Origin of the sequence: Flavobacterium lindanitolerans, assembly GCF_002846575.1 — a bacterium.
GTDB lineage: Bacteria > Bacteroidota > Bacteroidia > Flavobacteriales > Flavobacteriaceae > Flavobacterium > Flavobacterium lindanitolerans.
The window spans coordinates 1-15,145 of sequence record NZ_PJND01000014.1 but is presented as its reverse complement, the minus strand read 5'-3'; the positions used below and the strand labels follow the sequence as shown (position 1 = coordinate 15,145).

At 36.9% G+C, this 15,145-nt stretch carries 14 protein-coding genes and 1 rRNA gene; 4 read left to right on the top strand and 11 right to left on the bottom strand.

The features are described from left to right. Window positions 1-141 precede the first annotated feature (141 nt). The 9 genes from B0G92_RS16570 to B0G92_RS16530 form a co-directional block, all read right to left on the bottom strand. Window positions 142-705, bottom strand: coding sequence for a fasciclin domain-containing protein (locus B0G92_RS16570; RefSeq protein WP_101473077.1), 564 nt, complete (start codon window positions 703-705; stop codon window positions 142-144). A 148-nt stretch (window positions 706-853) separates the two neighbouring features. Continuing rightward, entirely contained in the window at window positions 854-2,626 is a 1,773-nt protein-coding gene (rpsA, locus tag B0G92_RS16565) for a 30S ribosomal protein S1 (protein WP_056073082.1), read from the bottom strand. Window positions 2,627-2,904: 278 nt separating this feature from the next. After that, window positions 2,905-4,230, bottom strand: a complete 1,326-nt coding sequence (locus B0G92_RS16560) for a nucleoside permease (RefSeq protein WP_056073079.1) — start codon at window positions 4,228-4,230, stop codon at window positions 2,905-2,907. Window positions 4,231-4,298: 68 nt separating this feature from the next. Next, window positions 4,299-4,994 (bottom strand): (d)CMP kinase, encoded by a 696-nt coding sequence (cmk, locus tag B0G92_RS16555; protein WP_056073076.1) that lies wholly within the window; start codon window positions 4,992-4,994, stop codon window positions 4,299-4,301. Between the two features lie 6 nt (window positions 4,995-5,000). Beyond that, a complete protein-coding gene (porQ, locus tag B0G92_RS16550) occupies window positions 5,001-6,020 on the bottom strand; it encodes a type IX secretion system protein PorQ (protein WP_056073073.1) in 1,020 nt (339 codons plus the stop codon). A gap of 142 nt (window positions 6,021-6,162) precedes the next feature. Then, window positions 6,163-8,613 carry an endopeptidase La gene (gene lon / locus B0G92_RS16545; RefSeq protein ID WP_101473076.1) on the bottom strand — a complete coding sequence of 817 codons (2,451 nt, stop codon included), beginning with the start codon at window positions 8,611-8,613 and terminating at the stop codon, window positions 6,163-6,165. Between the two features lie 189 nt (window positions 8,614-8,802). Then, window positions 8,803-9,684, bottom strand: a complete 882-nt coding sequence (locus B0G92_RS16540) for a DUF6252 domain-containing protein (RefSeq protein ID WP_101473075.1) — start codon at window positions 9,682-9,684, stop codon at window positions 8,803-8,805. 73 nt (window positions 9,685-9,757) lie between these two features. Beyond that, window positions 9,758-11,059 (bottom strand): MFS transporter, encoded by a 1,302-nt coding sequence (locus B0G92_RS16535; protein ID WP_101473074.1) that lies wholly within the window; start codon window positions 11,057-11,059, stop codon window positions 9,758-9,760. Between the two features lie 83 nt (window positions 11,060-11,142). Beyond that, window positions 11,143-11,961 carry a M48 family metallopeptidase gene (locus B0G92_RS16530; protein WP_101473073.1) on the bottom strand — a complete coding sequence of 273 codons (819 nt, stop codon included), beginning with the start codon at window positions 11,959-11,961 and terminating at the stop codon, window positions 11,143-11,145. 258 nt (window positions 11,962-12,219) lie between these two features. On the opposite strand from B0G92_RS16530, the gene B0G92_RS16525 reads away from it, so the two are divergent. Genes B0G92_RS16525 through B0G92_RS16510 form a run of 4 tightly spaced genes read left to right on the top strand, consistent with a single transcriptional unit; the run spans window position 12,220 to window position 14,623 of the window. Then, entirely contained in the window at window positions 12,220-13,080 is an 861-nt protein-coding gene (locus tag B0G92_RS16525) for an alpha/beta fold hydrolase (RefSeq protein WP_101473072.1), read from the top strand. Window positions 13,081-13,085: 5 nt separating this feature from the next. Beyond that, a complete protein-coding gene (msrB, locus tag B0G92_RS16520; protein WP_101473071.1) occupies window positions 13,086-13,574 on the top strand; it encodes a peptide-methionine (R)-S-oxide reductase MsrB in 489 nt (162 codons plus the stop codon). Between the two features lie 4 nt (window positions 13,575-13,578). Beyond that, complete coding sequence (msrB, locus tag B0G92_RS16515; RefSeq protein WP_056073053.1) at window positions 13,579-13,971, top strand: peptide-methionine (R)-S-oxide reductase MsrB; 393 nt, start codon at window positions 13,579-13,581, stop codon at window positions 13,969-13,971. A 1-nt stretch (window position 13,972) separates the two neighbouring features. Continuing rightward, entirely contained in the window at window positions 13,973-14,623 is a 651-nt protein-coding gene (locus B0G92_RS16510; RefSeq protein ID WP_101473070.1) for an endonuclease III domain-containing protein, read from the top strand. A gap of 8 nt (window positions 14,624-14,631) precedes the next feature. Here the strand turns inward: B0G92_RS16510 and B0G92_RS16505 are convergent, their stop codons facing one another. Both B0G92_RS16505 and rrf read right to left on the bottom strand, forming a co-directional pair. Beyond that, a complete protein-coding gene (locus tag B0G92_RS16505; protein ID WP_101473069.1) occupies window positions 14,632-14,931 on the bottom strand; it encodes a hypothetical protein in 300 nt (99 codons plus the stop codon). 138 nt (window positions 14,932-15,069) lie between these two features. Next, window positions 15,070-15,145 (bottom strand): 5S ribosomal RNA (gene rrf / locus B0G92_RS16870); the annotation flags it as partial.

Sequence of the window (15,145 nt, the reverse complement as noted above, 5' to 3'; positions counted from 1 at the left end):
TTTGGCTACGTTTAATTGCCTTACTTTCGTTGTCTTTCATAATAAAGTCGATTTGGTGTCAACTTATTTCAGGATGGGACAGACTTAACAAAAAAAGCCCCGCTAATGCGAGGCTTTTTTTTTATTTGTTAATCCTTCTATTTAGTTAGGAGAAAAAGTTTTGTCAATACCGTGAATAATTCCATTGCTTTGGATAGCATCTGTGAACACCAGTTTTGCCTTATTTCCTTTAGCATCTGTCAAATAGATAATACTGTTTTCAAGAGTAATGATAAGAATATCACCATCAGCCGTTTTGATTTCACCTCTTCCTTTACTCATTCGAATTAATTTCCCGAAATCTGAAGCATACCACTTACCCGGAATCATATAGTAAGCCGCAATATCTTTAGTACGGTGAATATTTTTTGGATCGGTCATGAATTCTAAATTTTCTGAAGACCTGCTGATGACATCATTGCTAGGTGCCAAAATGGTATAAGGTCCTTCTTCGCGCAGCATTTGCTCAAACTCTGCAGCTTTAAAAACCTTTGCTAAAGAAGAATAATTCTGCGAAGCCGTAAGGTTATCGATAATATTTTTAGTTGCGTCAAACTTTGGGTTAACGACATTCATATTTGCCCTTTTTTGGTTCTTTTGGGCAAATGATGCAACGCTTAACAATAATGCAAAAAGAATAATTGCCAGATTTTTATTAGTCTTCATAGTTAGTTTTTAAAAATACATTGGTAATAGGGAACAGAATTCCTTTATTTTAGGATTTCAAATGTAAACAAAATTTTAATATTATCATTTAAAATAATTAAAAAAGCCCCACATTTCCGTGAGGCTTTTGTATTAAAATCAGTCAGGATTAGTTCCCTCCTTTTTCCATTTTAGCTTTCAATTCAGCAAGAATATCATTGTTATCTCCTAAAGTAGATGCAGTAGCATTACTTGAAGACATTGTAGTATTCTCAGAAGCAGCTTTCACGTTTTTCTCTTCTTCTTCACGGAAGATAGCAGTGTGAGAAGCAACTACTCTTTTGAATTCTTTGTTGAACTCGATCACTTTGAAATCAGCTGTTTCACCTTTTTTCAATTTCTTACCGTCCTCTTTTTCAAGGTGACGGGTTGGGATGAAAGCAACGATATCATCACCGAATTCTACAGTAGCTCCTTTGTCAACGATTTCAGAGATTTCTCCAGTGTGGATAGTTCCAACAGCGAATGAATCTTCGTATTTATCCCAAGGGTTAGCAGTAGTCTGTTTGTGACCTAAAGATAATTTACGTCCTTCAACATCCAACTCTAATACTACTACGTCAAGTTTTTCACCAACGCTTACGAATTCAGATGGGTGCTTGATTTTCTTAGTCCAGGAAAGATCAGAAATGTAGATTAATCCATCGATTCCTTCTTCCAATTCTACGAAAACACCAAAATTTGTAAAGTTTCTAACGATACCTGTGTGTTTAGAACCTACAGGGTATTTAGCAGTGATATCAGTCCATGGATCTTGAGTCAATTGCTTGATACCAAGAGACATCTTACGATCTTCTCTATCCAAAGTCAAGATAACAGCTTCAACTTCGTCACCAACTTTTACGAAATCCTGAGCACTTCTCAAGTGAGTTGACCAAGACATTTCAGAAACGTGGATTAGGCCTTCAACACCTTCAGCAACTTCGATGAAAGCACCGTAGTCAGCGATAACTACAACTTTACCTTTCACTTTGTCACCTACTTTCAGGTTAGCATCAAGTGCATCCCATGGGTGAGCGTTTAATTGTTTCAAACCAAGTTGGATTCTTGTTTTCTCATCATCGAAATCAAGGATAACAACGTTTAGTTTTTGGTCTAATTCAAGAACTTCGCTTGGGTGGTTGATTCTTGACCAAGAAAGGTCAGTAATGTGGATCAATCCGTCAACACCTCCAAGGTCAATGAACACACCATAAGAAGTAATGTTTTTAACAACACCTTCTAATACTTGTCCTTTTTCTAATTGACCGATAATTTCTTTTTTCTGTACTTCGATATCAGCTTCGATAAGCGCTTTATGAGAAACAACAACGTTTTTGAACTCATGGTTGATTTTCACAACTTTGAATTCCATCATTTTGTTTACATACTGATCGTAATCTCTGATTGGCTTCACGTCGATTTGAGAACCTGGCAAGAAAGCCTCGATTCCGAATACGTCAACGATCATACCACCTTTAGTTCTGCATTTAACGAAACCGTTAACGATTTCACCTGTTTCATTAGCTGCAATAACTCTATCCCAAGCTTTGATAGTACGAGCTTTTCTGTGAGAAAGAACCAACTGACCTGTTTTGTCCTCACGAACGTCAATTAATACTTCTACTTTGTCTCCTACTTTTAAGTTTGGATTGTAACGGAATTCGTTTAAAGAAATAACACCTTCAGATTTAGCGTTGATATCAACGATAGCATCTCTGTCAGTGATTCTAACTACAACACCTTCAACTACTTCTTCCTGATCTGTAGAGATAAAAGTTTTTTCAACTAACTCTTCGAATTCTTTCAGGTTTTTTTCGTCAACAGCATCAATACCTTCTTGGAAGTTGTGCCAGTTAAAGTTCTCTAAAAATTCCGCTTGTGCTTTTGTTTGTTCAGACATTTGTTCTGATAAAAATTTGTATCCTATGTTTTCTCGAGTTTCTTGATGCAATAGAAAACACAGAAGTGTTTTACATAAATAGTTGATACCTAAAGGAAACTCTTCTTCGCCAAAAGGTGCGCAAAATTAATAAATATTTTTTAATCTACCAAATAATTCCAGAATGAAGCTTTTATCCTAAATGTTTATAAATCAAAACCTAAGAAGAATGGCTATTATTTAACTCCCAAAACATCCAATAACAAAAAAGAGCCTCAATCTGAAGCTCTTTTAGTTTTTTAATGTGATATATTTTCAACATCTTCCGGCTTGTGTTTGTGTTTGAACATTACCGCGAAGGCAATGGAAATTATCAACGCATACAGGGCAAAAGAAAGCCATATACTATGCCAGTCTTTAGTTTCTCCGTGAGTAAAATATTTATCAATAGCATAACCGCTGATAACACTTCCCAAATACGCCCCTACACCATTCGTCATCATCATAAACAATCCTTGTGCGCTGGCACGAATTTTAGAATCGGTTGTTGTTTCAACAAATAAGGAACCTGATATATTAAAGAAATCAAACGCCATTCCGTATACGATACAGGAAAGAATAATCATCCATAAACCTTGTACCGGATCGCCATAAGCGAAAAGCCCAAAACGAAGTACCCATGCTATCATGGAGAACAGCATTACCTGTTTGATTCCGAAACGTTTCAAAAAGAAAGGAATCGCCAGAATGAACAAGGTCTCAGAAACCTGCGAAATCGACATGATTATTGTTGAATATTCAACTACAAATGAATCTTTGTATTCCGGAATCTTGGCGAAATCATTTAAAAAGGCATCGCCATACATATTGGTAAGCTGCAAAGCGCCTCCCAAAAACATAGAAAATATAAAAAACAACGCCATTTTATAGGAACTGAACAGTTTGAAAGCATTCAATCCTAATTGCTCCACAAAACTTGCATCTTCTGCAATTGATTTTTGTGGTGGACATTTTGGCAAGGTAAACGAATAGATACCCAGCAAAATAGCTACAAAAGCGGCAATATAAAACTGGTTAGCATAAATAGGATTACCTGATACGGAAGACATCGCATTACCTACACTCAATCCTAAATCCTTAAAGATATTAGGTGGCGTTGGCGAACTGAAAATATTCGTAATCCACATGGCTACGATAAAACCTATAGTTCCCCAAACACGAATTGGTGGAAAAACCTTTACTACATCATATTTATTGTTCTTTAATATAGTATAGGCTATGGAATTGGAAAGCGAAATGGTTGGCATATAGCAAATCATTGCTCCAAAAATAACGTAGAATAAAATGGAAGGATCATTAACTTCAGGGACATATAAAAGGATAAGACCATATAATATGTGGAGGATTCCGTAAAGCTTTTCAGCATTGAGCCATTTATCGGCTATAATTCCGGTCAATGCCGGCATAAATAAAGAAGAAAGGCCTAATGTTGAAAATATAGCGCCAAATTCAGCACCTGTCCAGCCTTTTGCATTAAAACAATATGTTCCAATCGTGATAAGCCAGGCTCCCCAAACAAAAAACTGGAGAAAGCTCATCAAAGTTAACCTAAATTTTATTCCCATAAATAAGTTTGTATGTTGAAAAAATAACAGCCTGTAAATCTACTATTAAAAATGAGATAAACAAAAAATTACAACGTTTTAGCTACAGTATTTACCAATCCTAAAACTTTGTCAAACTGTTCCTGTATAGAAAGGTGCGAATTATCTATTTCAATAGCATCATCCGCTTTTGTTAAAGGTGAGTCTTCCCTGTGAGTATCAATATAATCGCGTTCCTGAACGTTTTTAAGCACTTCCTCATATGTCACTTCCTGTCCTTTTTGAAGCAATTCCTCATAACGCCTTCTTGCTCTGGTTTCAGGACTTGCCGTCATAAACAGCTTTAATTCGGCATCTGTAAAGACAACGGTTCCTATATCTCTTCCGTCCATTACAATACCTTTGTTTTTTCCCATATTTTGCTGTTGTTCGACAAGCTTGGCACGAACTTCCGAGATTTCGGCAATCCGGCTCACAAAATTGGATACTTCAAGTGTCCTGATCTCGGCTTCAACATTTTTTTCATTGAGAAAAATCTCGGCATAACCCAAATCGGGATTAAAAAGAAACTGAAGACTGATTTTAGGAAGTCTTTCTATCAATGCTTTTTTGTCAAAATGGGTATCCGAAATAAAGTCATGCTGCATGGCATATAATGTCACAGCGCGATACATGGCTCCCGTATCGACATAGATATAGCCTAAGTATTTGGCCAATTGTTTTGCCAGCGTACTTTTTCCCGTAGACGAAAAGCCATCAATGGCAATAGTAATTTTTTTATCCAAAATAATTTATTGAAGGTTAATCATTAATCCGAAAAGGCTCGTACTGGCTGCAGCGGTATATCTGGAATAGGAATAATCAAATCTGATTTTATTGAATCGCAAACCAAAACCGGCTGAAAGTCCTGAAAAATTACGTTGTTCTACAATACGCAATTCTTCCGCTCTTCTAAAATTATATCCTAAACGAATGGAAAAACTTTTTTCAGGAAAAAGTTCAGCTCCTACTATAACGTGTCTTAAAGCATTATTTAAAAAACCGACTTTTTCTTCCTTACTTCCACCATCTAATGAGCCTTCTGCCCTGTTTGGATTGGAAAAAGCGATATTCCATTGCTGGAGATTTTCGAAAGTCAGGTGCCAGCGGATTGGCACATTTTCTAATTCCTGAGAAATTCCGGCTACAATTTCCATCGGCAATTTTTCATTCGTATCCTGATAGGGTTTTATCTGGACACCCACATTGCGTATTGCCAGTCCAATATTGATATCATTATAATCATCTACATATAAGGCTCCCAGGTCCATAGCCGCACCAAAAGAATTGTAACTTTCCAGGGTTGAGGATATTAATTTCAGGTTGGCTCCTATAAAAATGTCGGTCCAGGGAACATTATAGGCATATCCTAAAGAAAGTGCAATTTCGCTTCCTGTAAAATCAGCCGTTTTTTGTCCGTTTTCGTCATATCCTTCAAAATTGCCATAATTGACATAATTTACGCCGGCATGGAAAGTCTGGACATGGCGGTCATAGGTATAGGCATAGGCTGCCGTTCCATAGGTTACTTCTCCGAAATAGCTGCCATAATTTACGGAAAGATGATTATCCATTTCCGGATTGATGGTTGCAGGGTTAAAGAATCCCTGATTGACATCATAGTCATAAATCGTTACGGCCTTTCCTCCTAATGCTGCCTGTCTTGGCGAAGTCATCAAATTTAGAAACTGATAAACATATTTACCGCCAATCTGGCTGAAACCTTCAGCACAAAACAGCAATAAAAAAACAATAAACAGTTTCTTAAACATCTAGGGATTTTCCTTATTTTTCTGAATATATAACGCAGATGCGAAGATATTATTTTTTAAGGCAAAAGATAAAACAGAAAAGGCAAAAGTTGAAAATTAATTCACTTTTGCCTTTATAATATAAGCTATGCGTTTCTAAAGATTATAACGCTTTTGCATTTTTAGCTTTCTGGTCTGTTATGGCTATTGCCAGAACCTCGCTCATCTCCTTCACATAATGGAAAGTCAGTCCTTCCAAATATTCAGGTTTGATTTCATCAATATCGCGCTTGTTTTCATGGCAAAGAATAATTTCCTTAATATTTGCCCTTTTGGCAGCCAATATTTTTTCTTTAATTCCTCCCACCGGCAATACTCTTCCACGAAGTGTTATTTCTCCGGTCATAGCAAGGCTTTTCTTTACTCTTCTTTGTACAAAAGAAGATACCAAAGAAGTTAACATGGCAACTCCGGCGCTTGGTCCGTCTTTTGGAGTAGCTCCTTCAGGAACGTGAATGTGTACGTTGTAATTCGAAATCACATCGGGTCCTATTCCTAGTCGTTCGGCATTGGACTTGATGTATTCCAAAGCAATCGTAGCCGATTCTTTCATTACCGTTCCTAAATTCCCTGTCATGGTCAAACTTCCTTTTCCTTTTGATAAAATCGATTCTATAAAAAGGATATCTCCACCAACACTTGTCCAGGCTAATCCGGTAACCACACCTGCCACCTCATTATTTTCATACTTATCGCGTTCCATTCTGGCCGCACCAAGAACTTTTACAATATCTTCGTCTGTAACTTTTACATTATACTCTTCTTCCATTGCAATAGATTTGGCCGTATTTCGGACCATTTTGGCAATTTGTTTTTCCAAACCTCTTACACCGGATTCTCTTGTATAGCCTACTACAATCTTTTCCAACTGTTTCTTTCCGATGGATAAATCTTTAGTAGTCAGTCCGTGCTCTTTCAATTGTTTTGGAAGCAAATGCTGTTTGGCAATTTCTACCTTTTCTTCAATGGTATAGCCTGTCATGTTGATTACTTCCATCCTATCTCTTAAAGCAGGCTGGATTGCAGACATATTGTTAGATGTAGCTATAAACATAACACGGGAAAGGTCAAATCCCATTTCCAGGAAGTTATCATAGAAATCTGAATTTTGTTCCGGATCCAGAACTTCCAGCAAGGCAGAAGACGGGTCACCATTATTACCGCTGGAAAGCTTATCTATCTCATCCAGTACAAAAACAGGATTTGCCGTTTTTGCCTTTTTTAGACTCTGGATAATTCTTCCGGGCATGGCTCCGATATATGTTTTTCTGTGGCCTCGAATTTCAGCTTCATCGCGCAGGCCTCCCAGAGAAATCCTTACATATTCCCTGCCTAATGCTTCGGCAACGGATTTTCCAATCGAGGTCTTACCTACACCAGGAGGCCCATATAAACAAAGGATTGGAGATTTCATATCATTTCTGAGCTTTAAGACCGCAAGATGTTCAATCATTCTTTTCTTCACATCTTCCAATCCAAAATGATCCCTGTCTAATATTTTTTGTGCTCTTTTCAGGTCAAAATTATCTTTAGAAAATTCATTCCATGGCAGTTCAAGATAGAGCTCAAGGTAATTTCTTTGTATACCGAAATCCGGAGATTGCGGATTCATACGCTGCATTTTTGAAAGTTCTTTTTCGAAATGGGTTTTCGTTTTTTCGTTCCATTTCTTCTTTAGTCCTTTCTGACGCATTTCTTCGATTTCTTCCTCCTGAGAAACGCCACCCAATTCTTCCTGAATAGTTTTCATCTGCTGATGAAGGAAATATTCACGCTGCTGTTGGTCCAGGTCAAAGCGAACTTTAGACTGTATATCGTTCTTCAATTCCAGTTTCTGCAACTCGACATTCATATAACGAAGTGTCGACAAGGCTCTTTCTTTCAAGTCGTTAATTATCAACAAATCTTGTTTCTCTTTAACCGAAAGATTCATATTGGAAGAAACAAAATTGATCAGGAACGACTTGCTTTCAATGTTTTTGATAGCGAAAGTAGCTTCCGTAGGAATGTTTGGACTCTCTTTAATAATCTGGATAGCCAAATCTTTTACCGATTCGATAATAGTCGCAAATTCAGCATCATCATTATCAGGACGCTTTTCAGGAACCTCTTTGATTGTAGCTTTCAAATAAGGCTGTTCAGAAGTGACAGCATCAATTTCAAAACGTTTTTTACCTTGAAGAATTACAGTTACGTTTCCATCAGGCATTTTTAAAACACGCAGAATTCTGGCTACGGTTCCTATTTTATTGATATCTTCCGGTGACGGATCTTCATCTTCCTCATTGATTTGAGAAACCACTCCAATAACCTTACCTCCGGCATTGGCATCATTAATTAATTTAATGGATTTATCACGTCCGGCTGTAATTGGAATTACAACACCCGGAAATAGCACGGTATTTCGTAATGGCAGAATCGGAAGGTCGTCCGGAAGCTGCTCATTGTTCATTTCTTCTTCGTCTTCAGGAGTTAAAAGAGGGATTAATTCTGAATCGTTGTCGAATTCTTGGAGTGACAGATTGTCAAGTGTGATTATTTTTTGATTTGGCATACTATATTTAAGTCATTTTGTCATTAAACATTTTTAGAGACAGTTTTACTTTGCACCCGTAAAAACAATATCTCTTTGAAAACCAATAGAGTACTATAACGAAGATACTATTGGCTTTTATATAAAATCAATCTTTATGCCATAAAAAAACCCGAATTTTCATCCGGGTTTTTTATTAGGTGTTACAAATTATTCTATTGTGTAAGGAACATTAGTAAAAACTCCATTTGTTAATTGTTTTGGTGTTCCACCAGGTTCCCCTGTATTTGCATCAATCATATATACCTTACAATTAAATGTTCCGGAAATCTTTTTGTTTACTGCATCATTTGCTGTTATCGTTACATTACCTATAACGACATCATCATCTAAAGTTAGACTATAGTATGAACCTAATGGATTCATAGCATTTGGATGATATGAAATGGCAGCTCCATTTCCAGGTAAATCGTATGAAGATCTATTTAATTCCGTAACATCTATCTTCACCATTTTTAAATTTGTATTTCCAGAAATACTATATGTAATCCAAGGCTGACCAGTTTCCGGATTTATAATTGGCGCATGTGTAATAGGATCAACTGGCATTTGTTTTACTGCAACTACATTGTTTGCTACAAAATCAACTCCGTCAATTTTTACTCGAAAACTTCCTCCTGTTGTACCCCCAGGTGTACCTCCAGTACTTGTTCCTACAGAAATTGGTCCAATCCAGGAACTAACTTCGCTTTCTGAACAGTTGGAACGTACATAAAAATGGTAGGTGTTTGTGGAAACCAGACCTGTGATAGTGACATTGGTAACATCAGAAAAAACAGATGTACCTTCTCCAATAGCAAATCCGGTTGGGCCATATTGTACTTCCCATGAAGTTGCCTCTGAACTTGCTACCCAGCTTAGGTTTACATTAGTACCTCCGATAAAATTACTGGCCTGAAAAGATGTTGGCGCCACACATGACGGTTGTGGATTAGGGTCAATTGCACTGTCTAATGGCTCATTATCACAGGATGTAAAATTAAAAGCTGTGAAAATCAGCACAAAAGCAGTTAAAAATTTTAATTTATTCATTCTATTTTTGTTAGGTTGGGTTAATTAGGTTTCCAAATATATATTTTTTATTTGAAACGCATAAAATATATTTTTATTCTTTCGGTACTGACTTTGGCACCCTAAAAAGTAAAAGAACTCCAACGATAAAAAAGACAGCCAGGAAAACGATAGAATTCCTCATGGAGCCCGTAATCTGGTCAATCAGACCATAAACACACATTCCTATTACAATACCTATTTTTTCAGCTACATCGTAAAAACTAAAAAATGAAGTGGTGTCTTCCGTTTTTGGAAGAAACTTAGAATAGGTAGAACGTGACAGCGCCTGAATTCCTCCCATCACAAGACCTACAAAACAGGCTGTTACATAAAAGTGAATCGGTTCCGTCACAAAATAAGCGCAAACACAGATTACTACCCAGATTGAGTTGATAACAATTAGTGTTTTTATGTTTCCGAATTTATTAGATAGTTTTGCCGTCACTATAGCGCCAAGTACCGCTACTAATTGAATAACCAAAATACTAATAATCAAACCTTTGGTTTTTTCTTCCGTATCTGCCCAATTAATTTCCTGCTCTCCAAAATAAGTAGCCACCAGCATTACCGTTTGAACTGCCATACTGTAAACAAAAAAAGCAGCCAGATATCGTGATAATGATAAGTGTTTCAGCAGTTCATTTTTTACTTTCTTTAATTCCCTGAAACCACTCAAAAGGATGTCTTTTGTAATTTTGTCTGCGTTCTTATTCCCTTTTGGAAGATAATAAAAAGCATATTGGCTAAACAACAGCCACCAAACACCTGTGAGGGCGAAAGAAACTTTCATCATCTCAAGTGCCTCCACACCTTCTTTGCTTAAAATCAGGTACAGGCAAATGAGTAATAATATGACACTGCCAATATATCCCATAGAGTACCCTCTTGCACTTAATCCGTCCTGCTGTTCTGTAAAAGCTATATCCGGCAAATAGGAATTATAAAAAACCAAACTTCCCCAAAAACCTATAAGCCCAAAGAAGAAACAAGTTATACCAAAATAGATATTATCAACCGTAAACCAATACATTCCAATGCAGGAGCTGGCTCCCAAAAAGCAGAAAAATTGCAGGAATCTTTTTTTATTACCTACAAAATCTGCTATTCCTGAAAGAAAGGGAGAAATAAAAGCTACCACCAGAAATGCGAAAGCGGTAACAAAACTTATTAGTGCGGTTGCCTTGAAATCATATCCTAAAAACTGTACATCGGGAGTTTCCTTTGGGAAAAGAAATCCAAAATACAGAGGAAAAATAGCAGAAGATATAACCAGAGGATACACTGAATTTGCCCAATCATAAAATGCCCAGGCATTCATTAATTTCTTACTTCCCTTAGGTAAAGTTGTTTGCATAAGTTTGTTTTTTAGGTATAAAAAAAGCTGTCCGTTAGAACAGCTTCGAAGATATTATTTTTTTATCTAATCCAGATTATCTTTTATTTAAATGTCACACCGTATTTTGCAGCTTCAGCTTTTGCCTGAGGAATCAACGCTTTAAGGTTCGCGATTCTTGTCGTATTAGACGGGTGCGTACTCATAAATTCCGGTGGTGCATTGCCTCCTGAATTTGCCGCCATTCTTTCCCAGAAAGCAACCGACTGTTCCGGATTGTAACCCGCTATCGCCATTAAGGTCAGCCCTACTTTGTCTGCTTCGCTTTCATGGCTTCGGCTAAACGGTAGGGTTACGCCATATTGTGTACCCACTCCATAGGCCTGCATTGCAATTTTCTGAATAGATTCGCTTTGGTTTCCTACGGCAGCTCCAACACCAACACTCCCTAACTGCTGTAATACATCGGCACTCATTCTTTGTTGTCCGTGATTTAGCAAGGCGTGCGCTACTTCGTGTCCCATAACGACTGCCATACCTGTTTCATCTTTTGTAATAGGAAGAATTCCTGTATAAAAAACAATCTTTCCGCCAGGCATACACCAGGCATTCACTTCTTTACTTTCTACCAGCTTATATTCCCATTGGTAATCTTTTAAATAACCTTTATAACCATTGGCATTCAGGTATTTTTCGGCAGCATTTTTAATTTTTGTTCCTACGGTTACCACTCGCTGTGCGTCCGCAGTTCCGGTCACCACTTTATTTTCCTTTAAAAAAGTACTATACTGCTGAAAAGCTGACGGTAAAATCTGCGAATCAGGAACCAGTGCCAATGTGCTTTTTCCGGTAAACGGATTGGTCGCACAAGAATAAACAATACCAAATATTGCAATCGGTATTAACAGATATCTTCTTTTCATGAGAACTATTTTGATTGGTTATTACTCAAATTTACTAATTTACTTTGATACTTAATTTCTACGAAATCTTTATTTATTGTTAAAATATTAACAATCTCCATGCCAGGCTTCATTATTTGAAACGGCTAAACCAAATATCAAAGCAACCTGTTGATTTAGAAATGATTCTATTTATAGGTTTTGAACATGGAAATATCTTTTATATTTAATTTATGATTCCTAAATTTAATATATTTTAACTTGCATAAAAATTGGAGTATGTCTGAAAAACCAAAAACGCACCAGCAGTCACTCAAAATACCGAAACCCATCCTGATAACCGCCAAAATAACCGAAGCAATTTCGCCAAAACTGGCTATGAAATTTGCAGCTAAACTTTTTACTTCGCCTATTAAGCACAAACTCCCAAAACGAGAAATTGGGATGGATAAGAATTCACTTCAGCAAAACGTATTCATTCAAAACTTAGGTAAAGAAATTGTCGTATATAATTATGGTAGCAGTGATAAAAAAATATTGCTTGTTCATGGTTGGTCTGGCAGAGGTACCCAATTGGTTAAAATTGCTGATGAAATGCTAAAATTAGGGTATTCGACCCTAAGTTTTGATGCACCGGCACATGGAAAATCTTCTGGTAAAACCAGTAATATGGCTGAATTTATCGTCAGTATTCTGGAATTAGAAAAAAAATTCGGACCATTTGAATATGCTATAGGCCATTCATTGGGAGGTATGTCAATTTTAAATGCTATAAAAAGAGGATTAAATGTAAAAAAAGCGGTGATTATTGGAAGTGGCGATATTGTGGAAGATATTATGGATGATTTTATTGAGAAATTGGGAATGAATATTGCTATCAGTAAAAAAATGAAAGCCAGTTTTGAAAAGAAAATCAAGGAACCTATGGATAATTTTTCAGCCTACAGGGCCGCAAAGGAAGTAACCATTCCTGTATTGGTTATCCATGATAAAGAGGATGAAGACGTTCCTGTTAAAGCAGCCTACCATATCCGGGAAAACTTAAAAGACGGCGAATTAGTCATAACAGAAGGTCTTGGTCACCGAAAAATATTGGGTGATACTAAAGTCATTAAAAAAATTATAGAATTTCTAAATTAAAAATTATGAGACACTATATTGTATTGCTGGTTTCGATTTTTGCTTTTGTGTCCTGTCATAGCCAGGAAAAAAAGGAAATTTCAAAAAGAGAAACACCAAAACAAATCCAAAAAACCGATGCGGAATGGAAAAAAGAACTGACACCGGAACAATATGAAGTGCTTCGAAAAAAAGGAACCGAAAGAGCTTTTACCGGAGAATATTACAATCATTTCGAAAAAGGCAATTATGTTTGCGCAGCATGCGGAAATGTTCTTTTTACTTCAAATGCCAAATTTCATTCTGATTGCGGTTGGCCTTCTTTCGATCAGGCCATTAAAGGTTCTGTAATCTATAAGGAAGATACCAGTTTTGGAATGGTCAGAACGGAAGTCATGTGTGCTAAATGTGGCGGACATTTGGGTCATGTCTTTGATGATGGACCGGCTCAAACCACAGGAAAACGTTTCTGTACTAATTCTGTTTCTATAAAGTTTGTACCTGCTAAAAAATAATGCTATGAAATATCCAGTAAACAAAACCGAAGAAGAATGGAAAAATGAATTGGGTTCCGAACGTTATAAAATTTTACGCCAAAAAGGAACCGAATTTCCCCATTCCGGAAAATACAACCTGTTTTTTGAAAAGGGAACCTATTGCTGCGGTGCTTGTGGAGAGCCATTATTCGAAAGCAGTTCTAAATTTGATTCCCACTGCGGATGGCCTTCTTTTGATGAAGCATTGCCTGGAAAAATAGAATATGTTAAGGATACTTCACACGGTATGCTGCGTACTGAAATTCTATGTGCAAACTGTGGTGGTCATTTAGGCCATGTTTTTGATGACGGTCCAACAGAAACGGGACAACGCTATTGTGTCAATTCTTTATCTGTAGACTTTAAAGAAAAGTAATATGGATCTATTTAATGAGCAGACAGATTGGGCAACAGCCCTAAAACCATTAATTGCTAAATATAAAAACAAACAACATCCGTTAGAGTATAAAAACTTATATCAGTTGTTGGTTATGGTTGTTTTATCTGCACAGGACAGCGATGCACATATCAATAAAATTGCTCCCAATTTGTTCCAGGCGTTCCCAAATATGAAATCTCTGGCTCAGGCGGATGAGAAATCCTTACTTCCTTATATTGAAGAAGTTCGCTTTCATGGTAATAAAATCAAATGGCTTCTTGAAATTGCTGAGAGTATAAAACAGGATAAAAATATTCCTGTGACTATGAAGGAATTGACTGCCCTGAAAGGTATTGGAAGAAAATCTGCCAATGTCATCATGAGAGAAGCAGGAGTTCCGGCTGAAGGTATAATGGCCGATTTGCATGTGGTGAGAGTAGCTCCCCGATTAGGAATTGCAAAGGGAAAGGATGCTGACAAAATTGAGAAGGAAATGATGGAAGTATTGCCAAAATCAATGTGGTCAGAAGTTGGAATGGCAATATCATTCTTAGGCAGAGAAACCTGCAGGCCGTCCAATCCAAAACACAGTGAATGCCTAATGAACTCTGTATGTGAATTTTATAAAAACAAAAAATCCGGTAATTAAACCGGATTTTATTGTAATATTTTAATTAACTCACCATTTGCTGTAAACAGGGCGGTAATGGAAGCATTGTCTTTTTTTAAGACCAGTTTATACTCTCCATCAGCAGCAACACCAGCCTCAACTATTTGGTAATCACCATATTTTGCCTTTATATTGATAAGGGCCTCTTTCTTAACTTCTTCCGGAGCTATCTTTTTATATTCCTTTTCCTGTATAAATGAATCATTTTTCAGGGCTTTTATACTTTCAAAAGAAGCAAACAAACCTAAACTCAGGAACAACATCGATAAATAAAGCAACTTTTTCATAGCATTGAATTTTATGTTACCATATAAAGTTACCTTATTCCCAATTGGGGTAAAAGAATTTTAGAAAAACTTTATCATTCCTATATTTTAGTTTTCCCCAAAACAAAAAAGGGTTCCCAATCGGGAACCCTTTTCAAAGGAAGGCGGCGACATACTCTCCCACAGGATTGCAGTACCATCTGCGCAGGCGGGCTTAACTTCTCTGTTCGGAATG

Coding starts and splice junctions, on each gene's coding strand:
- B0G92_RS16570 (WP_101473077.1), bottom strand. CDS start 705: ATGAAGACTAATAAAAATCTGGCAATTATTCTTTTTGCATTATTGTTA.
- rpsA (WP_056073082.1), bottom strand. CDS start 2,626: ATGTCTGAACAAACAAAAGCACAAGCGGAATTTTTAGAGAACTTTAAC.
- B0G92_RS16560 (WP_056073079.1), bottom strand. CDS start 4,230: ATGGGAATAAAATTTAGGTTAACTTTGATGAGCTTTCTCCAGTTTTTT.
- porQ (WP_056073073.1), bottom strand. CDS start 6,020: ATGTTTAAGAAACTGTTTATTGTTTTTTTATTGCTGTTTTGTGCTGAA.
- lon (WP_101473076.1), bottom strand. CDS start 8,613: ATGCCAAATCAAAAAATAATCACACTTGACAATCTGTCACTCCAAGAA.
- B0G92_RS16540 (WP_101473075.1), bottom strand. CDS start 9,684: ATGAATAAATTAAAATTTTTAACTGCTTTTGTGCTGATTTTCACAGCT.
- B0G92_RS16535 (WP_101473074.1), bottom strand. CDS start 11,059: ATGCAAACAACTTTACCTAAGGGAAGTAAGAAATTAATGAATGCCTGG.
- B0G92_RS16530 (WP_101473073.1), bottom strand. CDS start 11,961: ATGAAAAGAAGATATCTGTTAATACCGATTGCAATATTTGGTATTGTT.
- B0G92_RS16525 (WP_101473072.1), top strand. CDS start 12,220: ATGTCTGAAAAACCAAAAACGCACCAGCAGTCACTCAAAATACCGAAA.
- msrB (WP_101473071.1), top strand. CDS start 13,086: ATGAGACACTATATTGTATTGCTGGTTTCGATTTTTGCTTTTGTGTCC.
- msrB (WP_056073053.1), top strand. CDS start 13,579: ATGAAATATCCAGTAAACAAAACCGAAGAAGAATGGAAAAATGAATTG.
- B0G92_RS16510 (WP_101473070.1), top strand. CDS start 13,973: ATGGATCTATTTAATGAGCAGACAGATTGGGCAACAGCCCTAAAACCA.
- B0G92_RS16505 (WP_101473069.1), bottom strand. CDS start 14,931: ATGAAAAAGTTGCTTTATTTATCGATGTTGTTCCTGAGTTTAGGTTTG.